Origin of the sequence: Marivirga aurantiaca, assembly GCF_016679925.1 — a bacterium.
Lineage (GTDB): Bacteria > Bacteroidota > Bacteroidia > Cytophagales > Cyclobacteriaceae > Marivirga > Marivirga aurantiaca.
Genome location: NZ_JAEQBW010000002.1, coordinates 94,568 through 119,878 on the forward strand (window position 1 = coordinate 94,568; position 25,311 = coordinate 119,878).

Sequence of the window (25,311 nt, forward strand, 5' to 3'; positions counted from 1 at the left end):
ACTAATTAAGTCCACAGGCGTTTCACAAAAAAAGTGAGACGCCTTTTTTCACACTATTTACAACAATTAAAATTACAGCTATGAAAATGATCAAATTCATTTTTGCAATGACTCTCTGTGCATTGACTTTTTCGGTTTCCGGTCAGCAGGTATATAGTCAATTTTCCAATGATGCAGTAAGGTTTAGTCAATCAACTACATCCGGAACAGCCAGGTTCATAGGTTTAGGTGGAGCCAACACTTCCCTGGGAGGTGATATATCAAGTATTTCCGGTAATCCTGCGGGTTTGGGCTTTTACAATAAATCGGCATGGAGTATATCTCCTGTTATGAGGTTCGGTGATTTTAGCTCCAGTTATAGAGGTACTAACTCCAATAATTTTGGATTGAGTGTTCAGGTGCCCAATGCGGGAATGGTATTCCACAATCGTTTTGAAGAATATGCAGGATCAAATTGGATTTCAGGAACATTTGGAATTGCCTGGAATCAGAAAACATCTTTTTATAATGTTATAGATTATGAAGGCGTAGTGCCTGTAGGTGAAAATGGATTGGTCAACGATTTTGTAGAGTTTACATTACAACCCTTTATAGATACAGATGGTAGTTTAAAAAGATATCCATCTGAGGATGCTATGGAACCTGATTTTCTTTCCAATCCTTATACTGATTTGGCAAGCCTGGTAGGATTGCTTGAGGTTTTTACGGTAGAAGATGGGGATGGCAATATACTGGGTTATGAAGTGGATCGATACGATTTTGATCAGATCAATCCTGTAAGGCAGACTGAGAGTATAGTAAGAACAGGAGGGGTAACTACCATGGACCTTTCTTATGGAGCCAATTATAATGATAAGATATTTTTAGGAGCAGGGCTTAATATCCATTTCCTTAACTTTAATGAAACACGTACTTTTAGGGAAAATCCCGATAATGATTATTTGAATTATTATGAGCTGACAGAGGAAAAGGAAATTTCCGGTGCCGGTGCCGGCCTTACTATTGGTGCTATTTACAAACCCATTAATATGGTAAATATTGGCGTTTCCTATTCCACACCAACATTTATAGCGATTTCAGAAATTCAGGAAATTAACCTGACAGCTTTTTTTACTGATGGAACATCAGAAAGTGAAATTTTAAATGAAGTACCGGAATACAGCTTTATGATACCGCAAAAGGTAAGTGGGGGAGCAACTGTATTTTTAAACAAATATGGCTTTGTGACTGCTGATGTGGAATTAATTGATTATTCCAGTGCAAGATTTAACAGTAACAACGGGGCTTTTGAGGGACAAGATCCTGATGCTGTTAACAGGGAATTGAAAAGTGCAATAAACCTTAGGTTGGGGGCAGAAGGTAGGTTGGATATTTTCCGTGTAAGAGCCGGATATGCTTATTTTGATAATCCTTATGCTAATTTAGATGGGCAACGCTTCTCACAGGATAGAAATATGATAAGTGGAGGTGTTGGAATTTTGAAAAATGGTTTTTCTGCTGATTTAACTTATAGCTTAAGTAGCTTTAATAACCCTGATTTCAATGCTTATCCAGGAAGTGCTTTAGTGTCCTCAGACTCTAAGATATCTTCATTCAGATTAACGTTAGGAAAAACCTTTTAAGGAACTATAATCTTATCAAAATCATTTAAAGTGACTTCAAATGCGCCCGGTACGACTTCGTATCGGGCTTTTTTATAGTACTCGATCCTTCCAGTTAATAAGTGGTTCAAATGAGCTATAACTTGATCCTGCGACTTTAATCCGGCAAAAAGAGGCCTCTGCTCAATTTCTTCATGGGTCATTAAGTTTTTAGCAATCCATTCAGGTGGTGTGTTGAGGAAGATGGTGGTGCCGGCTGTATTCATCCGTTCCATATTTTGATGAAAACAAGGGGTTCCACCACCACAAGCTAAAATGAGTTGCTCATTTTCGATAATGATTTCCTGAAGTGCCTCAGATTCCAATTCACGAAAATAGACCTCTCCTTTTTCTTTAAAAATATCTGTAATACTTTTTGTTTCTTTTACCTCAATATGTGCATCTAAGTCTAAAAATGGCAATTGGTATTTTTCTGCCAGTTTTTTTGCCCAAAAGCTTTTGCCACTACCTGGCAGGCCTGTGAGGAAATACCGCATCACCTCAATAATTCAGATAAATCAGAGGGATCTGGCACATCATTGTAATGCCATTTTGCTAATACAGTTCCATCTTCTACTAAAACCAATCCGGGATTAGAGCGGATGATGGTTTTTAATACTGTTGCATCACCATAGTAAAAGTCAGGAGTTAAGCCTCTTTCTGCCTTTACCTTTAATACACCTTCTGCTGAAGAGGAAGTAAGAATGATTGGAGTGATGTCTCCCGGTAATCGTGATATCAAACTGTTAATATCAATAAGACCCTCAGTAGATGCTTCCTCAATATTATAAGCGATAATCCATAATTTCTTTCCGCTGAGCATCTCTTTTGTTTTGTCTCCGGATTCATTCCATACTGCAAAATCCGTAATTTTTGGTGTGGAAATATCGGGATTAGTGATTTCATGGCTTACCAGTTTATACCCCTCTTTCTCAGTCAGGTATTGATAAGATTTTATTGTCTCTCCTTCTTTTTCAAAAGTATATTGGAATTTTGGACTTTCCTTTGCTGTCATGGCTTCAGGGATATTTACCCCCACCTTGTAAGCCCTGAAATCAATAAATGGTAAATGCCTGATGGCATAAATACACAATAATACAGATAGGGCTGTAACACATATAATGATTATGTTTTTGGCTGCAAAGGTGCTGTCTTTGATCTTGTTACGAAAAATTAAAAGGAATCCTATAAGCACCAGTAGAATGACATCTTTTGTGAAAGATTCCCAGGGTGTTAACTTGATGGCATCTCCAAAACAACCGCAGTCTGTTACTTTGTTGAAATAAGCCGAATAAAATGTTAAAAAGGTAAAAAATACTATCAGTATGCTCAATAAGGTAATGGTAAATTTCACTCTCCATTTTATGATAAGGGCAATTCCTAATACTACTTCCAATACATTAAGAAATATACCAATAACTAAAGCGTAAGGCTCAAATATCGAGAAGAAGGGGGCAATATCACCGGCAAAAACCGCGAAATATTCTTCCAGTTTAATGGCTGTACCTACAGGATCATTGATTTTTATCAATCCACTGAATATAAATAAACCTCCTACTAAGTATCTGGCAATGTCAGTTAATATCTTCATTATAAATTATTTCCTATTTTAATTAAACAAAAAACCGCATAATTAATCATGTCCTGATAATTCGCTTTTACTGGTTCTGAAATAAGGGTTTCCCCCATATTATCCTCTATTTGTTTCACTCTGTACAGTTTCATCAGGATGATATCAGTAATAGAACTTATTCTCATATCACGCCAGGCCTCTCCATAATCGTGATTTTTATCCAATAATAAAGAAAGTGTTTCTTGCACTACTTTATCATAAAGTGGTTCTAGCTCATTATAAGGAATCTCTAAAGGAGAATCTTCACTTAATTCTTCCTGAATAATAGCAATAATGGAGTAATTTATAATGCCAATAAACTCATTTCGAATGTCTTCTTCAATTTTTTGAACACCTTTCTCCTGAACAGACCTGATTCTTTGTGCTTTGATAAAAAGTTGATCTGTAATGGAGGGCAATCTTAAAATTCTCCATGCAGTTCCGTAATCTTTTGTTTTCTTTTCGAAAACATCTTTACACAGCGCAATAACTTGCTTATATTCGCTTTCAGTTTGAGTAATCAACAGAATGAAAATTTAATCGGTTAGATAAATTATTTTTGGAAGCGAAAGATACAGCATTTTCTTATAAAAAAACACTCAATATCAAGGGAACATTAATGGATTTGAGTCAGCCCAAAGTAATGGGAATAGTAAACCGTACCCCTGACTCTTTTTATGATGGAGGTAAGACAACAGATTTAAAACAAGCTTTGAAGCAAGTGGAGCAAATGCTTACTGAAGGAGCGGATTTTATTGATGTTGGAGGTTATTCTACCAGGCCCAATGCTGAAGAAGTAAGTGTTGAGGAGGAAATGAACCGGGTGATTCCGCTGATAGAGCAAGTGATGGTAAATTTTCCTCATGCTGTTATTTCCATTGATACCTTTAGAAGCGAAGTGGCCAGGGCTGCAGTAGAAGCCGGGGCATCCATTGTTAATGATGTTTCAGGGGGAAACCTGGATAAAGAAATGTTTGAAACAGTTGCCGAATTGAAAGTTCCCTACATTTTAATGCATATGCGTGGAACACCAGCCACAATGCAGAAAATGAATACTTATGAGCATTTGCTTAAGGATATACTCTTGGAGCTTTCTGTTAAGGTTAACGAACTAAGAAAGCTTTCGGTAAATGATATTATTGTGGATCCTGGATTAGGATTTGCAAAAAGCATCGGGCAGAATTATGAAATACTTAAAAATTTAACCTATTTTGATTTCCTGGACTGTCCCATATTAATGGGATTGTCTCGTAAATCAATGATATATAAAACATTAGGGATAAATGTGGAGCAAGCGCTGAACGGTACTACTGCTTTAAATATGGTTGCTTTGCTTAATGGAGCTAATATATTAAGAGTTCATGATATAAAAGAAGCTGTGGAAACAGTAAAATTATTTAATACCTTACAAAATTGATAGTTGCTTTTAACGTAGGTTTTTTACAAGTAAGTCTGGTCGATATTCTGGATATCGCCCTGGTAAGCTTTTTATTGTTTCAGGTGTACAGCCTGATGAGGGGTAGCGTGGCTGTCAGGATATTTATCGGATTTTTGTCATTATATCTTATTTACCTGGTAGTGCGTGCTGCTGAAATGGAGTTGCTCTCCGCCATATTGGGGCAATTCATGGGAGTGGGAGTAATTGCAGCTATTATACTATTTCAACAGGAGATCAGGAAATTTTTGTTGTTACTGGGAAAAACTACTTCGTTTAATCGGGATAACGGTTTCCTGGCCAATTTACCTTGGAAAAAGAAACAGTTAGCAGGTGATGTAGACATTACAGCCTTAATAGAGGCTGCCAAATCATTGGGAGGTACAAATATTGGTGCATTGGTGGTATTGTCCAAGGGTTCTGAGCTTAGGTTTTATGCGGAATCAGGGGATAGGATTGATGCCCTTGTTTCTAAAAGGTTGCTCATTGCTATTTTCAATAAAACAAGTCCATTACACGATGGGGCTGTAATTATACATAAAGGACGGATAATTGCAGCGCGATGTGTGTTGCCCGTAACAGAGAAAGATGTACCTGCTCAATTCGGGTTGAGGCACAGGGCGGCTATTGGAATGTCGGAAGCAACAGATACCATTATTTTGATTGTTTCGGAGGAAACCGGACAGATTTCTGTGGCAAGAAATGGCACCATCTATCATAACCTTTCCAATCAGGAAATAAGAGCCAAAATCAGAGAATACCTGATGGAGGAAACCAAGAAAAAGGATAAAAAGACTGAAAAAGCTACTGATGAGGAAGTAGTGAAATAACTCATTTATATTGTCTGCAACTATTTTTCTTAATCATATGTTGGACTTTTGCATGGAGTGACTTTCTTTTGAGCTTTGATTTTAATATAATTAATAATACAATTCTTGCCTTATCTTCTTATTTAACAGAAGGACTAAGAGTTGAGATTTAGTTTCCCATTCTTAATTAGAAACAATTTTTCTTTTTCACTAATTAATTTAGAGCTAAAGTAAAAAAGCGAAAAAGTATTTTGCTACCTTTGCATCCTGATTGGTTGGAGAATTCATTTGAAATCGCAACTAATTGATTATCAAATATTTTATTTTATATCAAGTCAATGACAGAAATTAGAAATGTGGCCATTATCGCCCACGTTGATCACGGGAAAACAACCTTAGTAGACAAAATCATTCATGCATGTCAGGTTTTTCGTGTAGGTCAAGAAACAGATGAATTAATTCTTGATAACAATGATTTGGAGCGTGAGCGTGGGATTACTATTTTAAGTAAGAACGTTTCTGTTACCTACAAAGGTGTCAAAATTAATATTATTGACACTCCGGGTCACTCCGATTTTGGAGGAGAGGTAGAGCGTGTGCTTAAAATGGCAGATGGTGTATTACTTTTAGTGGATGCATTTGAAGGCGCTATGCCACAAACCAGATTTGTATTAGGTAAAGCCTTAGCTTTAGGTTTAAAGCCTATTGTTGTGGTTAATAAAGTAGATAAAGAAAATTGCCGTCCTGATGTAGTGCAAGAACAGGTATTCGATTTAATGTTCAACCTGGATGCTACCGAAGAGCAGTTGGATTTCGTAACAATGTACGGTTCCAGCAAGAATGGTTGGATGAACCATGACTGGACAAAACCCAATGACAATATTTTTCCTCTTTTGGACGAGATAATCAAAACCATTCCACCGGCTCCTTCTAATGAAGGTGTGCCAAGATTACAGGTTGTGTCTTTGGATTACTCTGCATTTGTTGGGCGAATAGCTATTGGAAGATTATACCAAGGTACCTTGAAAGAGGGTATGACAGTAGGTCTTTGTAAGAAAGATGGTTCTGTTAAGAGAACAAAAATTAAAGAGCTTCAAATATTTGAAGGTTTAGCCAAAAAGAGGGTAGAAGAAGTTCATTCAGGAGAGATTTGCGCACTTGTTGGTATTGAAGGTTTTGATATTGGTGATACTATCACTGATTTTGAAAATCCTGAGCCTCTTCCAAGAATTTCCATTGATGAGCCTACTATGAGTATGCTTTTCACTATCAACAACTCACCATTCTTTGGTAAAGAGGGTAAATTTGTTACTTCCCGTCACCTGAGAGAAAGGTTGATGAAGGAAACTGAAAAGAACCTTGCATTAAGAGTAGAGCCTGCAGGTTCAGAAGATAAATTCCTGGTTTTTGGTCGCGGTATCTTGCACTTATCGGTTTTAATTGAAACCATGCGTAGAGAAGGTTATGAAATTCAGGTAGGACAGCCTCAGGTGCTTTTCAAAGAAATTGATGGTACAAGACATGAGCCAATAGAGCATTTGGTTATTGATGTGCCTGAAGATGTAGCAGGTAAAGCCATTGAATTGGTGACTATGCGTAAAGGTGAATTATTGGTAATGGAGCCAAAAGGTGATGTACAGCATTTGGAATTTGATATTCCTGCCAGGGGATTGATCGGTTTGAGAAATAACATCCTAACAGCAACTGCTGGTGAAGGTATTATGACACACCGCTTCAAAGGATATGAGCCTTACAAAGGAGCTATCCAGGGGAGAATAAATGGTTCTATGATTTCTATGGAGGCCGGTTCATCCACTGCTTACTCAATGGATAAATTGACTGATAGAGGTGTGTTCTTTATTTCTCCGGGAGATGAATTGTACGTGGGCCAGGTAATTGGTGAGCATTCAAGAGATAATGATCTTGTTGTAAACGTTACTAAAGGTAAAAAACTGACTAACATGCGTGCTTCCGGTACAGATGATAGTAACAAATTAGCTCCGCCAAGAAGATTCTCTTTAGAGGAAGCCTTGGAATATATCCAGAAAGATGAGTATTTGGAAGTGACTCCAAAGAGCATTCGAATGAGAAAAATCTATTTGGATGAAAACGAGAGAAAAAGAATGTCTAATAAGATTGATTAAATCTTTAAAAGCATAAAACACAAAAGGCTGATTCATTCATTTGATTCAGCCTTTTTTTTGAACAAAACCCAGGGATTTTGCAGGTCACTTTACACTCATTTCAATATAAGCCCGTAAATCTTCCACCTGCTGGTGCGACATTTTTTCCAAGGTATAATGTGGCATATATTCCTTATGTCCCACTTCAGAATAAGTGCCCTTTCTGATGATCTCGTATATAGATTTTGGGGAATTCTTAGTGATATTCTTTTTAAGCCATTTAAAAGTATAAACAGAATTGTCCAGTACTAAATCACTTTCTCCATAAGGATGATGGCAATGCTGACAACCCAATTCGTAAATGGCTTTTCCGAATTCAGGCCTTCCCGTATAAGGATACCCTTCTTTTTTGCTTTCAGGAACCTCTGTAAATGTAGCAGGTGATTTAGTTAGGTATTTAGATTTTAAAAGATTGATTGCACTATCATTTTTCTGATGTGCAACTAATTCATTTATAGCGGCTAATTCATTTTCGGATAAATCCAGGTCACTTACTTTCATTTGCAAGGTCCATAAGTAGGAGAGAATGCTATTCATTTCCCACTCTTCCAGATATCTTCCCTGGGAACACACCTGGGCACATAATTGGATACTTTCTTTTAGGCTACTCTCTGCTTTTCTCACTAAATCGCCATACTTTAAAACATAATCATCATTGTACCAGCTTTCCCTATTGACCACACCCCAAAAAGTGGAACCTTGTAGGTAAGGAATTTTATTATCCATTGCAAATTGCAGTCGGGCATCCTGGTCTACTACGTCTAATTCCGAATCCTCTTTTACCATATTATGGCAACTTGTACAGGTATAGAACTTACTGATGGAGGTGGAGATAATACCTGAAGGTGGTTTTGTTTTGCCAATATGAACTAATTCATATCCTCTTTTAATGGCTGATGAGTCAATGTTATCAATATAATGATCAGGATAGTCTTCACCTAAGGCATGATAAATTTCCATTAAATTATCCGAAGGAGAAATCAGCTGGTTTTTAAATGTATAGGCCGAAATAGTAGCTATTAAAATAGCACATACTCCTATAATATTCTTCAATCGTTGTGACTTCATTGTCTGATTTATTTTCTTGGGCCTACTTTAAAATCCCTGGTGATGTTGAAACCAAAATGGATATCTCCTTTTTCTATCACGCCTTCAGTTTCAGCAATATAAAGTGGAGCTATGAGCCCCAGCGAATTAGTGAAATTAAATTGGAAAATATGCCCTTTCGTTTCAAACTCTACCCCTAAACCTGCTGATGATTGAATATTATCCATCAGCTGATCAGGTAATAAGTAATAATATTCCAGGTTAACAGCAATTACCTTTGTAAGTTGAAAACGCCCTGCGGCACCTAAGCTGTAAACATCATTTTTGCTTGTTTCATCTAATACATAATTTCTGTGAACAAAGCTTGGTGAAAGCTGTAAGCTAAAGAAATCATTGAACTTACGGGCAATCAACAGTTGATGAACATAGGCCAGGTTATTGGTAAAAGTAAGATTTTCTGTTTGGCTATTAATTAATGTTCTTACAGAGGCATTTGTATAATACACCAGGGACAATGGGGATTTACCATTGTTTTTTTGTTGCAGGATTCTGTATTTCAGGTAAACATCATAATGCTTTTGGAAAGAACTTCGGCCAAAGCCAATATTGAGTTGATCAATTATACCATAATCCAATCCCATTCTTATGGTGGAATTATCCAGTCCGTAAAGCTGCTGAAAGCCTGAATTTAGTTTCCCGAAGCGATGAGATATAATGAATTTCATAGTCCCTTTGGGGATTAACTCTGTGGAATGACCATTGATAATTCTTGTATCTCTAAAAACTTTTGTGCGATCTTCCTGTGCAGTCAGGCTAGTAACTACAAACACCAAAACTGATATTAAACTTATTATTCTTGTCATATTAATTATTTAATGAACCATCATTTACCCAGCAGGCTATTAAATCAATTTCCTGTTGAGTCAAATCTTGCCTTCCAGCGGGAGGCATTGTCCCACTACTTGTTCTGCTTCTGATGTTGGAAGCATTATTAATAATATTTTCTTTGACACTTAAGTTGGGTGACTGAGCTCCATTATGGCACCCATTTACTGCACAATTAGCTATAATTATGGGTTGCACCTGATCGGAGAGACTCACCCCTGTACTAATTCGGATGTTGGAAATGCTTGATTCACAATCAAGAGCATCTTTGGCAGTTACATTATAAACCCCACTGCTTAAGCCTGTGAAAGTAGCTTCCTGCTGAAACTCTCCATTATTAATTCTATATTCAATAGGGGCAAGGCCATTTTCCTGGGTGATGCTAATACTGCCGGAACTACTGCCACAATCAGTATTGCTTTTTTGAGATAAGGTGATTTGTAATCCGTCTATATTCAATACATCTTCTGTTATGGGATCGCTTATACATAAAGTAATTGCATCTCTTGCCACTATTTCATAAGTGCCTGAACTTAAGTTGCTAAAAACCCCTTCTTTTGTAAATGCACTTTCATTGATACTGAATTCATATTCACCATCACCCCCCTCGGCTGTTACCACAATTTCTCCTTCATTTGTACCACAGGATGTGTTTTCCACAGATTGCAGGTTTAGCACAATTGCATTTGTGCTACAGTCTGTTGAAATGCGTTCATATTCACATCCTGACAAAAGGATAACGAATAGTAAATAAGTAAAGAAGGGAAAAGATTTAATCATTATTCTCATAAATTTATAAAAAACGAATTTTAAACCTAAGATACGAAACTTCTTTTATATTGGATTCTGAATAGCTGATTTGAAAAAAGCATCTTTTTATCGTTAATCATTTTTTAATAGTATATTAAATTGTCATTTCAAACTAATTATTAAAATGAACAGATTGTCCTAAATCCGGTTTTAAATTTAATGCGTAGTTCAAATTGTCGACAAACAAATAATTTTCGTACACTAAAAACTATTATGATGAGACTAAAAAAAGTAAACAAGTTTATAAGCAAAGCATTAATGGCTTTGGGAGCAGGAGCAATTTTATTGTCTGCCTGCAAGGATGATGAACCGAATACTCCTGACATACCTACCGGAATGTTAACAGTATCAGACCAAACACTTTCACAAAATAAAATCAAAGTAGAAAATGTTAACCTTGATCAAAATGGTTGGGTTGTGGTGCATGCCAGTACAGCAGAAGGTGGTCCGGTAGTGCCTGAAATTATTTCGGAGCCATTATTTGTGGAAGCCGGGTCAACGGATAATTTGGAGCTTACATTGACTGATGTTGATAATCTTTCAGATGGAGATAAGCTATGGGTGATGTTGCATACTGATGACGGTACTGAAGGTACTTATGAATTTGATGGAGTCAATGGATTTGATGCCCCTATACTCACTGATGGAGGAGATATAGTGATGAGTGATATTACCATTTCGGCAGCAAGTGTTTCTGTAGAGAATCAAGCTGTAAGTGAGAATAAAGTGGTTATCAGTGAAGTGAATGCTGCAGTTGATGGATGGATAGTTATTCATTCCGGTGATGCAGGAGGTCCTGTAATAGGCCAGACAATGGTAACGGCAGGAGTTAATACCGATGTTGAGGTAGATTTAGGAGAGAACACTTTTTCAGGTGGCGAGATGTTGTTTCCTATGTTGCACATTGAAAGCCCGGCCGATGGAGAATATGGTTTTCCTGATAATGGAGATGGCCCGGAAGTTTTCGGTGAAGATGTAATAGTAGTAGGTTTTGAAACGCTTGCGCCATCCGGAAGCATAGTAGCAGAAAATCAAATTGTTCAGGGCAACACAATTACTGTTGCAGAGCTTACTGTTAATGCCACTGCCTGGGTAGTAGTACATGCAAGTAACGAGACAAATGATGGTCCGCAAGTTCCGGAAATTATTTCTACTCCAGTTCAGTTAGAAGCCGGAACGAATACGGATGTTGAGATTGAAATAGATGAATCAAATCCTTTAAATGAAGGGGATGTGATTTATATAATGTTACATACTGAGAATGGTACAATTGGAGAATATGAATTTGATGGCGCCAATGGATTTGACGGGCCTATCACAACTCAAGCTATTACTGTGGAGGCACCAACAGGAACTTTTGTTGCCAATGATCAAACTTTATCCGCGGGTAAGTTAATAGTAGAAAGTGTTACTGTAGGACAGCCATCATGGGTTGTGGTTCACAGAGATGATGGTACCGGTGAGGGATTTGTGGCTCCGGGCATTATATCTGAACCTGTTGCAGTTGAAGCAGGTACAACAACAGATGTGGAAATTACCTTTACAGAAGAAGTAGCCGATGGTGAAATATTATGGGTGATGTTACATAATGATAATGGTACTGTAGGTACATATGAATTTGACGGGGCCAATGGTTTTGATAATCCTATCTCTTTCTCGTCCCTTACTGTCTCAGTTTCCAACGTCATCAATTATGATGTGACACACAGTGGTACCAGTGCGTATTTGTTTAGTGGCAATGGCTTAAATGAGGATTCTAATCCGGATATTACTTTAACAAGAGGTGAAACCTATACTTTTACAATTAGTGCAAGTGGACACCCATTTTATATTAAATCAGTACAGTCTACTGGTACTGCTGATGCTTATAATGATGGCGTAGAAAATAATGGAGCACAATCAGGAACTATAACTTTTACGGTTCCTGCTAATGCACCAAGTACTTTGTTTTATAATTGTGAATTTCATGCTTCCATGACAGGAAGATTCACAATTATTGACTAAAATTAGTTTTAGATACATTTAAAAAGCGGCTTCATCTAAAAATGAAGCCGCTTTTTTTGTAAAATAGAGAGGATCTCCTGCAGTTCGGTTCTAGAACTACGGAGGCCTGACAAAAATAATAAAGTTCGGGGCAGGCTGTAGGTTTATGGCTCACGGCCTTCTACTCATTACACTTTCACCCTTTTTTATCTTATCTAATTTTTCAATTTCCGAGCAGCTTCTGAGTGATTGGATAGCATACGGTGATTTTCCAGCCCTGTAATGATAAACCTATTTAATTCCGCTTCTCGTTCTATGTATTTGACATATGCCATAAAGGAATGGTCAATATACTTTGCTTGACTAAAGTTTAATTCAACACTTCCTTGTTCTAAGTATTTTTCTATGGCTTTTTTTATTCCGATTAAATTAGAAAAAATGGCGCAGTCCTTAACTTTAATCAAGGTAATTTGCTCTTTTTCAACTACCTCAAGGTTAGCTTTGAATAAAGATTTAAAAGGCACACCATTTCGTAATTCAATAATAAATTTCACCACAATACCTGCAGCAATACCTAATAACAAATCTTCAACCAAAGTAACTATAACGGTCACCAAGAAAATAAGTAACTGTTCTTTACCAATTTTATATGCATGGATATAATGTTTAGGAGCTGTCAAATTATAACCTGCATAAATCAGCATGGCTGCAAGTGCTGCATTCGGAATAAGTTCAATAAGTGGTATCATGAAAATCATGGCAAGCAGGAGGAATAAACCATGAAAAAAGTTCGCCCACTTTGACTGAGCATTGAAACTCACATTGGCAGAGCTTCTCACCACTTCTGATATCACAGGAGTACCTCCTAATAAACCTGCAATTGTATTAGCACTCCCCTGTCCGATAATGTCACCATTAGGATTGGAGATTCTCTTTGCGGGGTCTAAACCATCAATTGCTTTTACCGTAAGCAAAGATTCTAAAGAACTCACAAAATAAAACATGAGGACATACTTCCAAAATGTGAATGTTGTAATGGCCGAAAAATCTATATGTAAACCTATGGAACCCCAAAAATCACCAATAGAAACCAACGAATATGGCGGCTCCGTTTCGTTAAAATGCCAAACAATTGATAGAGGAACAGCCACTAATAGAACCACCAGCGGAGCAGGAATGCTTTTTAGCATTCTGTTATTGATTTTTGGAAAAACAACCATAATTACCAACGCAGTAATCCCTACTAAAGCAATGTGCCAATGAGCGTGCATAATAAATTCTGGTATATCCATTAACAGTTCAATAGGACCTTCACCTTGATACAATGAAGGTTCATCTCCCAATAAAACTGGTATCTGCTTTAAAATAATAATAATTCCGATGGCGGCTAACATACCGTGCACTGCCGAATGTGGAAAAAAATCACTCAAACTACCTAGTTTTAGTATTCCCGTAAGGATTTGTAAAATGGCCATGACCACAACCACGGCAGATACTATTTGCCACGTTTTTTCGTTTCCACCAAATTCTAGCATTGCAGCTGCAGAAATGGTTATAAGCCCGGCAGCCGGTCCTTTAATGGTTAAAGGCGCTACATTGAAAAACAAAGTAGCTATACCTCCTATCATCGCTGAAAGTACACCCATTGCCGCAGGATATCCGCTGGCTTTGGCAATACCTAAACTTAGAGGTAAAGCCAAGAGAAAAACCATAAAACCTGAAATCATATCTGATTTCCAACTCAATTTTAATTGAGATACTATATTTTTATTTCTCATCTCTATATTGTCTAAATCGTTAAATCTTTTTTTAATTGGAATGTATTATTCGTATGACCAAGGAATAATCTTGCATAAATTCGAATGACTGCTATACCATTCACAATGAATGTAGAAGCAAATAGAATAGCTAAAATCCACTGGTCTTCTTGGATGTGTGTTAAAACTAAATCTTCGCCTAAAAATGAACTAGTGATAGGAAAACCGGCTACACCAAGGACACTGAGTAAAAACACAATACCTAAATTTGGGTATTTCGTTATGAGCCCATGAAATCTATTCAACCCGATTGATTTTCCTTCTCTTTGATGAATAATTTGTAGACAAGCAAACCCAATGATGCCCGATACCAAAATACCACTCAGATAAATTCCTGCTTCTTTTAAGTTCAAATGGTCATTGAAGGTGATGGATAAATCGATGAAGAAATGTGCGAACACAGATAAAGTCCAAGCCAGTCTTGCACTACTTCGTTCATTGTACGATTTTGCCACGAACAAAAACGCAATCAATAAGGTGGCAACAGCCAAATAATATTTAAAGAGCGTGTAACTATTCTCATCAAAATAGGCCATGTACATACCCAAAACATAAAGTGGAATGAGAATCCAAAAAACAGTTCTAATGGTAATAAAAGCTATAAGAGAGCGTATTCTTTTCAAAGGTTTAAAAACAAACCTAAAAACCAGGTTTTCCAGATACCACTCCTTGAGAGATAGCAGATAAAATGCCTTTTTTAGGTGCTCATAGCGACTCAGTTGTCTGGTCTCTTTTCCTTTTTGAAAAGTAAAAAATTGCTCTTTTATTAAATAAGATACCACAGAGGGTGAAATCAATAGTTGGTAACTTCTCAAGAATGCATTTCCTGCAAAATGAATGAGAGCTAACCATTCTAAACCTAAGGCAATTTCGATAAATATAAGGCCTATTTGGCTTGAGGAACTGTATGCGATTTTACCCTTTATAGTAGTTTGCACGCTTGACATATAATGACCAAGCAAGGCAGTGATGAACCCAACCAAAATAATCAGAATGACGATAGAGGTTTGCTGTTCCCAAAAAGGATGCGTACGTAATAAAAGAAATGCACCCATGTGGACGGACAATGCCCCGTAAAAAATAGCACTTGAGGGCGTGGGACCCTCCATCGCTCTCGGTAGCCAAGTAGTAAAAGGGAATTGAGCTGATTTGGCTGCCGCTGCCAACAAAAGCATAATAGAAATAAAAATGCCTACTTCGCTGTGTGAACTTAATTGCTCATGCACCAAGTCGTAGTTATGTAAGGCTTTAAAAGTGATGTTTTCATGCCATAAATGATGGCTCATCCACATAGCTAAAAGCATTCCAATATCACCTAGGCGATAAATCGAGAAAACCTTAATGGCATTCTTTACGGGTAGGTAACGCAAGCGATAAAAGGCGATTAACAAAAAGGAGGATAACCCTAGTATTTCCCAACCTATAAATAAGGTCTCAAAATTCCCGGCTAAAACCACCACAATGTATCCTAAATAGAAAAACAGGATATTATTAAAATATCTTTTATAGCCAGATTCTCTGTGCAGATATATGCTGCTAAACCGAACTACCAAGAAGGAAAGCAAGGCACCCACCAACAAGAATACTGCCGTAGTACCGTCAAAATATAGGTCTATAAAAAAATTAAATCCTTCATCTTGGTATAGAGTAACTTCTCTATAGTTAACGGCTATTCGCTTATTGAATAACCAATATCCTGAAAAAAAGAATGCACACAATAAATTGATACCTGTGGTCAAAAAAGCTGTTCTCGCCAGCCATTTTTCGTTGGTTTTTGGCAAGATTAGGCTTATTAAAAAGCCAATAATCGGAATAATTAATAAAACGATGATATACTTTTCCATAATGAGTTAGTTTACCATTAAAGCAGGTTCTTTTTTGTTGATTACATCCAGTTGGGCTTGCTCATCAGTCATACGTTTAAGGGATTTGTTTACAGGGGTGTATTCTGAAAAACGTTGTTCACTAAAACGATATATCTTTTTCGTTTCCGGATGAATAGCGGTCAAGAGTACCCACTCATTATGTACCCATTCTTTGAGTGATTTGTCCTTTGAAATCACGTTGTCTATTACCTCAGGGAATTGTTCAATGACGAATAAGATGCGGACAGGCTCGTGAATTTCAATCATCTGGCTGGGTAATCCGGTTCTTAAATCTCCATCCACACCAGTATTTAAGCCAAATAACCCTACCACATTATGGGGGAGTTTTGTGCCTGCGCCTAATTTCTGTTGATCTACTGTTGAGAAATAATACTCCAAATTTATCCCACCACATACAGGTATGGTGGCACTTAAAATGGAGTGCAGTAATTCTCCATTTTCATCTTGAGTATAATCGTAGGAGTTTAGAAAGGGGCGCTTATCTAAGTACAGCTTATCATACAGGGATTTTCGCCCTATGATGCATAATGCATTATCCGTATGGTTCCATTCCGGACGAGGTTCAAATAAGGAAATTGACCGTTTTTTTACCTTGTGATGTACTTTGTGCAAAGATGCTGCACTGTTTATATTTTCAAATCGGTAGGAGCGTTCCAGCGCATTGCGCATCAATGCCTCTTTGAAAATAGCTTCATTTTTTTGATGAAGTGCTTGCAGTTTTTTTGGTATTTTTTCTTCATCGTAGAATTCAATTTCGTCCCGGGTGGTATCGTGCATTGCACCCACAAAACAGGTAGTTTGGGGTATGTTCAATCCATTCTGTTGAAGTATATCACGCACCTCTTTTTTATTGGCCATATAGGCAAATACACGTGCATTTACAGCCCCGGGACGCCCTGCACAAGCACCGCAATCATACCCTGCATAATAGGTGTTGTTTACTGAACTTCCTCCATGTCCAACCAAATAAACGATGGGCACAAAGTCTTGGGTCAGCCCGATACTTTTTAAGACTTTCTCAACCCTATTAGCCATTTCTACCGGCTTAAAACCTATGTTGCGACCCTCTTCTTGTTCTCCCGTAAAATCAATTTGTAAACCCGCCTGTTTATCCGCATGCTGGAAAGAATGAACCGTAAGCGGACTTATAGAAGGACGGAAAAGATTGAATAACAACTTCATGGCAGACCAAAAGCCAAGCGTTCCTGAAATGAGACCACCCCAGTGGGCTTTGTGAGTACTTTGGTGAAAGTGAGGGTCTTTTTGAATGTTCTTCTTTCGGTTTACTTCTTTGATGATATACTTAGGGTCGATATTCGCAGGGCAGGCAAGCGTTAAAAACTTACCGTTTTCGGGTTGAAAGTAAAATTCTATCCCAAAATATCCGGGTGTACCAAAGGTTTGTGCTGTGGGCGAAAGTGCTTCAATATGTCTTCGTAATGAATACTCTCTATCGTCAATACAAAACAACCCTTGAAATGACGGATGTTTAGTCTCAACAAGTTTTTTGGAAGACAGCAGAATACCAGAAAGCACGCTATCAAAATAGCTCCACTCAAGTGCTTCTTGCCAAAGTTGTAGCACGGTCTTAATCTCGTGGTAAGGCACCTCGCCAAACAAGTCTTGAATTACTGCACCTTCATTTTGAATCATCAAAGGCTTCCACATTTCACCGAATTTGTGGTCAAGCGCATCTATCTCCAGCAATAATTCAAAATAAATCAGCTCTTGTAGACTGATCTTTCTTTCATCGAACAGTGTCTTGGGCTTATGCTCTACAACGCTTACAAAACCAGACCAGCCCGGGTGATTGAACTGCTGCTCAAAGAGATATTGTTCAAAATATGCCTCATCGCCTACCACAATGGCAAGCAAATCGGCTACTTTTTTCTTGTTCTCTAACAAAATTCTCCTTGCCCTTTTCGCCTTAAAAAGGCTGATATAGCCATTCTGCTCTAAATCTCGCAGCGAATCGAGAAAATCATCTTTTAGACTGGGGAATTTCCAATCGGCTATACCTTGGTCTAGATAGGCAGCAAGTAGCCTAAACAATAAAGGGTGCACAACCTTTGGCAAATTGACTTTGTATTGCAATTTCCATAAGTCATAAAATTGATTTAAACGGCTATGAATATGCTTATTATATTGCTTTTGTAGGAGCTTCTCTTTCCAGTTTTCTTTTTCGCTTACGGTAGAAAAATGGGCATCGATAACTCTATCTAAAATTGCAGGGCTAATCATTCCCTTGTGATATCTTTCCCTAAATTCATCGATGCCTATGTAGGTACGATAACCAAAAATCACAGAAGCTTCCCAAAGTGCTTTATGAAATTCTTTACTTTGGAAAGCGTGTAACGTATTGTGGTGAACAAAATCTTTTAATGCTGCCTGAGCAGGTAGATAATGTTTTAAATGCTCTAAGGTCTTATGTTCATCGAAATTTGATGTGTTAATCATTTTATTACTTTAAGAATTGTATTAATTAAACAAATGATAATTCAGTACTTTAAAAAAAGTCCGAACAACTCATTGTATGCTAAGTATCAATTCTTAAAATGAGGGTATCTTCCAGGAATGGAAAAGTTTGTAGAAAGGTGTAATGCTGACGAAAAAGCGGTTATTTATTGTTTGCCCAATGGCTAACTTACCATTTTTTAATTCCTTATATTCTTTTTTATAGTTGGTAAAAAATTGTTTCTTATTAACTTTCCTCTTGTCTTCTTCTTCAACTTTTTCAAATCGCAATTCAATGATGTCTGGATTTGAAGAATATTCTTTTAAATTATCGAAATTCTTCTTTAAAATATCTGCAGGTTCTCTGCTGAATTCGCTTATGTAAGTACAATCAACACGACATGTTCTGCTATCCAGCTCGATAGGGAATGATGCTACGGGCTTATAATTCCATACTATAAGCAGAAGTACTAAAGATATTTTTATAAAAAACTTCATTGAGAAGTGCAAAGATACTATTTTTTTGGGTGAAGCATAACGCTATAGTTATGATGGGCGGGGCTTATAAACAACTAAGCTTGCCAACTGCACACAGGCTCAGTATTCCGATAGCTATCGGAATAAATTTAAACATTGTGCCTGACTTTCTCCCAAAGGGATCCCAATGGGGCAACTACTATCAAACTTTCCTGTCTGATAAAACCCCATTCATTCATAGGTGTCGTTAGCTGGTGTCTTTATTTTATTAATGTAAAGTTCATAACGGGTTTCACCCATCCTGCTCTTTATAAGTTCGTCTGTTTTTTGGTCGTTAACTTTGTCGTATGTAATTGACCAGTCTGGATATCTTTTCAGTTTCAACTTGGAACGAGTCCATTTCAAAATCTTGTAAGTTTTAATATCAGAACTGTCGTATATCCAATGCCATGTCAAATAAACGTTGCCCGTCAGTCGTGAGGTGTTTGCTGGAACTTCTAAATCAATTGGGTCATATCCAATAAATTGAATGCGAAGTGTTCGGTTTTCGCTAGTAATATTTGTTTTAAAAGTTGCCTGACCATTTTCATTTGAAACTGTACCTTTTCTTTCGGAGGGAAAGTAAACATTAACACCTGCTAGTTCGCTATCATCTGTCCATTCTCTAATAGTCAGGTTTATTTCTAGACTATCTTCTGCTAGTTTCTCTTCGGATTCTATTTGTATGTTCTCTTCACACTTTAAGCAGTCCGTAAATTGGAGTTGCAATGAATCGCCAGAAACAACTTCATATATTCCTTTCCCAAACCCTGTTCCAGTACAAGTGAAGAATATGTAACTGAAGGTACCGTCTTCTTGAAATTGAAAAATGTCCGATTCAAATCCAATGTCCTTTTTTGTTGTGAAGTAAGTTCCAGGATGTGGTTCCTGTCCAAAACACAACAAAGTTAAAGATGTCAATATAGTGGTTATAATTATTTTCATTCTTGCTATATGCCAGCTAACGCGAAGCTAAAATGCGTTTGCTACACTTGGCTGATGAAATACTAAAGTAGCGAAGCCAAATCATAACCACAATTATTGAAAGAGAAATGAAGGAAAAAATCCTGAATCTAAATGAAATATTAAGTTTGGCTTTGTGGAGAAATACCTTCACTCTTTACTAAAAGCAGTAAGCAAGTGCAGCAGCAAATGTTATGCACCTTTTAATGTTCTGATTTCGTCAGCTAAAACAGGAACATTCCTTTGAATTATCCCCCATAACATCTCTGGTTCAACCGAATCGTAAGCGTGTGAAATAATATTTCTCAATCCAATGATGTTTTTAGAGGCTGAAATTTGAACGTTTGGGTTAGTATCAATGATTTTCCGAATGGCTTCGCCAATGATTTCTAAATCCCTCTCTATAGCCCGTTGCAAAATAATGTCATTAGAAAAATTGTTGAAGTCATTTTGAGTTTTCTGCTTAATAGATTCGATCTCCTGGATAACACTCTCAATGTCTAAAATGTATTTGAGTAGTTTAGGCTGCATACAAATCTACTTTTGACTGGTATACCTCTTTTTTGAGAATTGGGTTCTTCAGTGATTTGGTAGACACGAGGTCGACTTTTCTATCTAGAATTTCTTGAAGCTGATGCAATAAAGAGAAATAGTTATCAGCATAGTCCAAAACGTCAATATTATCAGAAAAATCAACAAGAAGGTCGATATCGCTGTCTTCATTCATAGCATCTTTTGCAGCTGATCCAAACAAAGCAATAGCAACCACATGATGTTTTTTACATGCGTCTACAATCTCATGAAGTTTATTTTGAACCAAATCAACCATAATTCAAAGATACATGAAATTTTGAATAATCCTTAATCTATGCTGTATGGTGCACAACAATTCGCTAAACTCTATAGAGAGTTTAACCACAATATAACAACATTGTGTTTATATATTATTATCAAATGTTCCGAAAAGTTAATTGAATCTGTCGGGGCATACAGGGTACATTTTATTGAGTGGCACTGCCAACCTATTTCAGGATTAAAAGCTCTCCCGGGCGAAGTGATCAGTCTCCCGGCTTAATTTTGCCCGTCCCGGGAGAGTTAGCAGGCTTCCCGGCTAAGTTGGCACCTTTCCCGGGTGAATATATACCCGTCCCGGGTGAATTTGCGGTGCTCCCGGCTCCCGGGGAACCCCCAAAGTCTCCCGGGAAGCACTTAAGGTGTCCCGGGAAGCCTGAATTTCTCCCGGGAGAGCATGAAAAAGCAAATTTAACGGTTGTGGTACTTGCTTGTATACCCCTTTTTCCTCACCTCATCCTTCCAGAAGATGTATTTTCCGGCTTCCCTGATTTCATCTACAGCTTGCTTCAGGTAGGAGTAGGCCTTATCCCGGGTGATTTTGGGCTGGTTGTCTTCCCTTCTTTCGCCATTGGATTTAGCCAACAGTATGTTTAAGTCGGATGCCTGGCTGGCGGCCTGGTTGAGTTTGTCTTCTTCAAAATTGATGGCTTGCAACATAGGTAAGTTGGCCATTCCGAGTGCGGAAAGATCACTCAAATCCTGCACCAGGTCGGCATGGCCGCTGCCTTCTTCCACGCTTTGCACTTTCTTCAGTAAATCGGTACGCTTACGGAAGGCAAAACGGAAGGCGTGTTCCATTTGATTTTTTAAATCGTAGGCTTTCGGGCTTGTTTCGTCCCATTCCTGCTGGGCTTGTTCTTTGGTGTACCGGGCTTTGTTCCAGGCCGACTGGGCATAGCGCAATGCGCCAATGCGGGCTTCAAGTCCATCAAACAAGGCTTGGTCCACGCCCACGGCAATGAGTTTTTCCTGGTCTGTCCGACTCCATTCCTGCAGGTCGGAGGCTTCCTGCAAAAATACATCAACAGGCATGTTAGGGATTTGTGTTTCGGTAGGTAGAAGTGCTTCAATACTGCCTTTTAGGGCTTCAAAATTGTCTTTTGACATTTTTCCGGGGTTTAGTTGAAAATTATACTGGTGAAATTTATAAAGGCCAACAATAGATGTCAAGTAAATATTGGTATTATTTTATGTATGTGAGGGGTGAGGTAGATGAAGATGGTTTTGTGGAGTTCTCTGTCAGATCATTCCTGTTCTTTATTGTTCAAAAAGATGGGGAAAGAGCACCAAAAAATCTACTGGTTCAGATTTCCCGGAATGTAAACTAAGATAGCTCATGTTATTTACTGCTCAGAATATTATGGAAACCAGTGCGATAATCAGTGCAAGTATAGCTATCATGTGATTTAATGAGATAATTTATCAAGCTGCCATGATGTAACGTTTAGTATAAGAATAGTAGTCGACTGTGTTGATCTTTCCTGTCAAATTACAAACATGCTAAGCGAGAAACAACCCCTGAATTTACTACTGAATCGGCTATTATTTTTACATTGTTATGCACAGGCATTCTTCAGTATTTCTTTGGCAAACAATTCAGATAAAAAGAAATAGGAAGTAACATCCTGTGGTTTTTCGGTTTTGGGTTTGTAAACAAATTCAATACTGTCAAAGTCTACTGAAATTAATCCGATATTGCTTTCTTTAAGCAAATTCAAATCAACCCGGTGTATGTATTGTTTAGGGTAAGCCAAATATGATTTATGAGAAAAAAACTTATACCGTAGTGCTTGATAGAACCCCGATTTCCAGTCTTTGAGTTTTGCTTCTATTGAGAATAAATTTTGGGTATGCGATTTATACTTCCTTTTCTGAATAATTTTATTGCCATCCATGCAAATGAAATTTTCACTTTTAAGGCAATTCAATAATTTTTTCAAACGCATTTTATCAAAACAATTTTCATAAAGCAAATCTGAATTCAATATTTGTTTTTGTTGGAACAAACTCACAAACAGAGACATCATATCGTAACTGTTCAAAAAAAGGTTTTCTTCATTCATTTCGGTAGTAAAAACCAAATCAGCCACACCATTGCCTGTACCAAATTCAGTGGTAATGTATTGGGTATTGAAAGTCTTTGTGAGATTTTCAATCAAAACAGGTATCATTTCACTTTCGTATCTAAACATTTTCTTAACACATTTTTTCAAACACTTCTTTCCAGACAAATAAGTGTTTGTACTCATCCCTTTTATAAACAGCAGTAAGCTTTTGATAGTTACTGATAGCCTGATTTATTCTACCCAGAAAGTAAGAAGGTTTGTTTGAAACATTCTTTATTTGCTCCACTTCTTTATTAACAGAATAGATATAGTGTAATTTATTATTCTGGGCATTGATTACATCCTCTGCCGACTTACCATTACAATACCTGCAATGACAAGCACCCAATACATTTGAGATTTGATTTAATCTAGTTGGTCTTTTCTTTTCAATGGAAACTGTTCCTAACAATTCGGGAAAATAATATCGCTCATATAAATTATATCCTACTCCTGCCTCTTTATGTAAGTCTTCTGAAAAACTTTCAAATCTAGCTGCTCCTGCAGAGAAACCAACCAGGCCCAATGATATTAAACCTAAACCTAAACTATTCAACCGCCCTGCAATGACTGGCCTGCCAGTAAAGCGCTGCAAATTCAAAAGAGTATCAATGTAATGGAATAACACTATGGCTGAACTATTTCTATCGATACCATCTGCATAGACAATATATCCATCACACTCATGAGCTGAATAATAATTGAGTAAATCATTTTTGTATTGTTGGTCGGTTAAGCTGCTACTGTTGATACAAATTCCAGCATACAATTTTTTGTCAGCATATTCAGGAACTGAATTTTTGTAATCAATACTTTCTTTAAGCAGTTTAATATCCAAATCAAACCATTGTTCAACGGGGTTCTGTTTGTATGTAGGCAAGACATTTGTGTTATGAGTGTAATGATAAGGCGAAACAAAAATATCAGCTCCCAATTTAGCTTCTTCATCAATTACCAATTTAACATAATCTTGTTGCTTCTTATAGGTGTTGAGATATGAAGGAGTAATAACTTCAAAAGTTGGTGGGCAATATGGAAGTTGCATTAAACCTTTTCTATCAGTGTAAGTGTCGTAAGCAAAGCGGACTGTTTCGGGGTCAATAATTCTTGAAAATTGATGGCCTTGTATTAGCCCCAATAATTTCTTTTGTTGAAATTGGTGAATTGCCGGAAACTCAACAAAAATAGTTTCATCAGAAGTTTTTAAATACTCTTCTAAAACACTTCCATCATTCCATAAGCGCAAAACAAATTTTGGCGTGGTGTCATAATATCTTTTTAGTACTGCATCTTTTGAATTGAAAATGGTAATCAGTTCGTCAATATTTAAATAACGTTGATACGGATTTTTTTCAAGTAACTTGAAAATTATGTTTTCAAATTTGTTGGTGATATCGGCAAAATATTTCCTCGGTGGAATAGGGCTTTCATTCTTTATTTTGTCAATGAGTTCGGGTAGACTATTGAAAACATAGGGAACTTTTGATGTAAGCATTTCATAAAAAATAATACCCAAAGTATAAAGGTCGCTTCGCTTATCTATATTCTTACTGTCTGTAATTTGTTCGGGTGATGAATAAAGTGGAGACCCTAAAAAATTTCCAGTACTCGTGAGTGTTGTGTAATCAATGACTTTGGAGATTCCGTAGTCCAAAATTTTCACTTGTTCGCCATTGACAATAATATTTTCAGGTTTCAAATCACGGTGAATAATTCCCTTTGTTTCATCATCGCCCCGTACCTGATGCAAACCTTTGATGCCTTCCAAAATATTTTTAAAAATAGAAACTATCTGTGCTTCACTTGTTAATCCTTTGTTCTTTATAATCTTTTGCAGTGTTTCTCCTTCTGCAAATTCCATTACCAAAAAGTAAGAAGGCACACTCAAATCTTCTCCTTTAAAATCATCAACATACTTTATTAAGGAAGGATGATTGACAGTTTTCATTATATCAATCTCCCTTTGAATGCGGTTGTTTTCTCCGCTGTGTTTGTATTCCTGAAGTATGTAATCTTCTCTGAAAACCTTTATTGCAAAAGTGTTTCCTTCTTTGATTGCTTTATAAACTGACCCAAAACCCCCAGCACCTATAAAATCAGTAAAAGTGTAACCTTTGATTCTTTGATTGATGAGTGCCATTATTTTTCTAATTTACATTTATCTTTGGGTCATTACGCTTGTGCATAACATTTGAATACGTGCACCTCAAGGTACACATACTCACTTTATATTTTAATTCACCGACAACAAACAAATGTAAGTATTTACAAACATTTACAAATAGTTTTATCGGATATACTAATTAAAGCG

The 25,311-nt window shown here is 37.1% G+C and carries 22 protein-coding genes; 6 read left to right on the forward strand and 16 right to left on the reverse strand.

Features of this window, described 5'->3' with window-relative positions; genetic code table 11:
- Positions 1 to 86 precede the first annotated feature (86 nt).
- A complete protein-coding gene (locus tag JKA74_RS05905) occupies positions 87 to 1,622 on the forward strand; it encodes an OmpP1/FadL family transporter (RefSeq protein ID WP_236587549.1) in 1,536 nt (511 codons plus the stop codon).
- On the opposite strand, the gene JKA74_RS05910 is transcribed toward JKA74_RS05905, so the two are convergent.
- The 3 genes from JKA74_RS05910 to JKA74_RS05920 are packed head-to-tail and all read right to left on the reverse strand — an operon-like array spanning position 1,619 to position 3,776.
- Positions 1,619 to 2,137, reverse strand: a complete 519-nt coding sequence (locus tag JKA74_RS05910; protein ID WP_201430258.1) for a shikimate kinase — start codon at positions 2,135 to 2,137, stop codon at positions 1,619 to 1,621. The two genes, JKA74_RS05905 and JKA74_RS05910, sit on opposite strands and share 4 nt — an antisense overlap.
- A complete protein-coding gene (locus tag JKA74_RS05915) occupies positions 2,137 to 3,231 on the reverse strand; it encodes a BT_3928 family protein (RefSeq protein ID WP_201430259.1) in 1,095 nt (364 codons plus the stop codon). The genes JKA74_RS05910 and JKA74_RS05915 overlap by 1 nt, the downstream gene beginning before the upstream one ends.
- A complete protein-coding gene (locus JKA74_RS05920) occupies positions 3,231 to 3,776 on the reverse strand; it encodes a DUF1599 domain-containing protein (RefSeq protein ID WP_201430260.1) in 546 nt (181 codons plus the stop codon). Before JKA74_RS05920 ends, JKA74_RS05915 begins: the two co-directional genes overlap by 1 nt.
- A gap of 35 nt (positions 3,777 to 3,811) precedes the next feature.
- Here JKA74_RS05920 and folP point away from each other — a divergent pair, with 35 nt between their 5' ends.
- The 3 genes from folP (at position 3,812) to typA (ending at position 7,640) form a co-directional block, all read left to right on the forward strand.
- Positions 3,812 to 4,669 carry a dihydropteroate synthase gene (gene folP / locus JKA74_RS05925; RefSeq protein ID WP_236587551.1) on the forward strand — a complete coding sequence of 286 codons (858 nt, stop codon included), beginning with the start codon at positions 3,812 to 3,814 and terminating at the stop codon, positions 4,667 to 4,669.
- Positions 4,666 to 5,517 (forward strand): diadenylate cyclase CdaA, encoded by an 852-nt coding sequence (cdaA, locus tag JKA74_RS05930; protein ID WP_201430261.1) that lies wholly within the window; start codon positions 4,666 to 4,668, stop codon positions 5,515 to 5,517. Before folP ends, cdaA begins: the two co-directional genes overlap by 4 nt.
- A gap of 317 nt (positions 5,518 to 5,834) precedes the next feature.
- A complete protein-coding gene (gene typA, locus JKA74_RS05935; RefSeq protein WP_201430262.1) occupies positions 5,835 to 7,640 on the forward strand; it encodes a translational GTPase TypA in 1,806 nt (601 codons plus the stop codon).
- A gap of 84 nt (positions 7,641 to 7,724) precedes the next feature.
- Here the strand turns inward: typA and JKA74_RS05940 are convergent, their stop codons facing one another.
- The 3 genes from JKA74_RS05940 to JKA74_RS05950 are packed head-to-tail and all read right to left on the reverse strand — an operon-like array spanning position 7,725 to position 10,391.
- A complete protein-coding gene (locus JKA74_RS05940; protein WP_201430263.1) occupies positions 7,725 to 8,747 on the reverse strand; it encodes a c-type cytochrome in 1,023 nt (340 codons plus the stop codon).
- An 8-nt stretch (positions 8,748 to 8,755) separates the two neighbouring features.
- Positions 8,756 to 9,589, reverse strand: a complete 834-nt coding sequence (locus JKA74_RS05945; protein WP_201430264.1) for a DUF5777 family beta-barrel protein — start codon at positions 9,587 to 9,589, stop codon at positions 8,756 to 8,758.
- 1 nt (position 9,590) lies between these two features.
- Entirely contained in the window at positions 9,591 to 10,391 is an 801-nt protein-coding gene (locus tag JKA74_RS05950) for a hypothetical protein (RefSeq protein WP_201430265.1), read from the reverse strand.
- Positions 10,392 to 10,634: 243 nt separating this feature from the next.
- Between JKA74_RS05950 and JKA74_RS05955 the strand changes: the two genes are divergently transcribed.
- Positions 10,635 to 12,425, forward strand: coding sequence for a DUF7282 domain-containing protein (locus JKA74_RS05955; protein ID WP_201430266.1), 1,791 nt, complete (start codon positions 10,635 to 10,637; stop codon positions 12,423 to 12,425).
- A 194-nt stretch (positions 12,426 to 12,619) separates the two neighbouring features.
- On the opposite strand, the gene JKA74_RS05960 is transcribed toward JKA74_RS05955, so the two are convergent.
- From JKA74_RS05960 to JKA74_RS05995, 8 genes are all read right to left on the reverse strand, one after another.
- Entirely contained in the window at positions 12,620 to 14,182 is a 1,563-nt protein-coding gene (locus tag JKA74_RS05960; protein ID WP_201430267.1) for a SulP family inorganic anion transporter, read from the reverse strand.
- An 11-nt stretch (positions 14,183 to 14,193) separates the two neighbouring features.
- The gene (locus JKA74_RS05965; RefSeq protein WP_201430268.1) at positions 14,194 to 16,065 is read right to left on the reverse strand and encodes a proton-conducting transporter transmembrane domain-containing protein; all 1,872 of its coding nucleotides are present in this window, start codon (positions 16,063 to 16,065) and stop codon (positions 14,194 to 14,196) included.
- A 6-nt stretch (positions 16,066 to 16,071) separates the two neighbouring features.
- On the reverse strand, positions 16,072 to 18,564 hold the full coding sequence (locus tag JKA74_RS05970; RefSeq protein ID WP_201430269.1) for a YbcC family protein: 2,493 nt from the start codon (positions 18,562 to 18,564) through the stop codon (positions 16,072 to 16,074).
- 93 nt (positions 18,565 to 18,657) lie between these two features.
- On the reverse strand, positions 18,658 to 19,059 hold the full coding sequence (locus JKA74_RS05975; RefSeq protein ID WP_236587553.1) for a hypothetical protein: 402 nt from the start codon (positions 19,057 to 19,059) through the stop codon (positions 18,658 to 18,660).
- 210 nt (positions 19,060 to 19,269) lie between these two features.
- Positions 19,270 to 20,022, reverse strand: a complete 753-nt coding sequence (locus JKA74_RS05980) for a carboxypeptidase-like regulatory domain-containing protein (RefSeq protein WP_201430271.1) — start codon at positions 20,020 to 20,022, stop codon at positions 19,270 to 19,272.
- A 210-nt stretch (positions 20,023 to 20,232) separates the two neighbouring features.
- Positions 20,233 to 20,571, reverse strand: coding sequence for a HepT-like ribonuclease domain-containing protein (locus tag JKA74_RS05985; protein WP_201430272.1), 339 nt, complete (start codon positions 20,569 to 20,571; stop codon positions 20,233 to 20,235).
- Entirely contained in the window at positions 20,561 to 20,869 is a 309-nt protein-coding gene (locus JKA74_RS05990; protein ID WP_201430273.1) for a nucleotidyltransferase family protein, read from the reverse strand. The genes JKA74_RS05985 and JKA74_RS05990 overlap by 11 nt, the downstream gene beginning before the upstream one ends.
- Positions 20,870 to 21,303: 434 nt before the next feature.
- Complete coding sequence (locus tag JKA74_RS05995; RefSeq protein ID WP_201430274.1) at positions 21,304 to 22,002, reverse strand: hypothetical protein; 699 nt, start codon at positions 22,000 to 22,002, stop codon at positions 21,304 to 21,306.
- A 56-nt stretch (positions 22,003 to 22,058) separates the two neighbouring features.
- Here JKA74_RS05995 and JKA74_RS06000 point away from each other — a divergent pair, with 56 nt between their 5' ends.
- Positions 22,059 to 22,223 (forward strand): hypothetical protein, encoded by a 165-nt coding sequence (locus tag JKA74_RS06000; RefSeq protein ID WP_201430275.1) that lies wholly within the window; start codon positions 22,059 to 22,061, stop codon positions 22,221 to 22,223.
- Positions 22,224 to 22,451: 228 nt separating this feature from the next.
- On the opposite strand, the gene JKA74_RS06005 is transcribed toward JKA74_RS06000, so the two are convergent.
- Together JKA74_RS06005 and JKA74_RS06010 are read right to left on the reverse strand one after the other, a co-directional pair.
- On the reverse strand, positions 22,452 to 23,087 hold the full coding sequence (locus JKA74_RS06005; protein WP_201430276.1) for a hypothetical protein: 636 nt from the start codon (positions 23,085 to 23,087) through the stop codon (positions 22,452 to 22,454).
- A gap of 4 nt (positions 23,088 to 23,091) precedes the next feature.
- The gene (locus JKA74_RS06010) at positions 23,092 to 25,140 is read right to left on the reverse strand and encodes a serine/threonine-protein kinase (RefSeq protein WP_201430277.1); all 2,049 of its coding nucleotides are present in this window, start codon (positions 25,138 to 25,140) and stop codon (positions 23,092 to 23,094) included.
- Positions 25,141 to 25,311 lie beyond the last annotated feature (171 nt).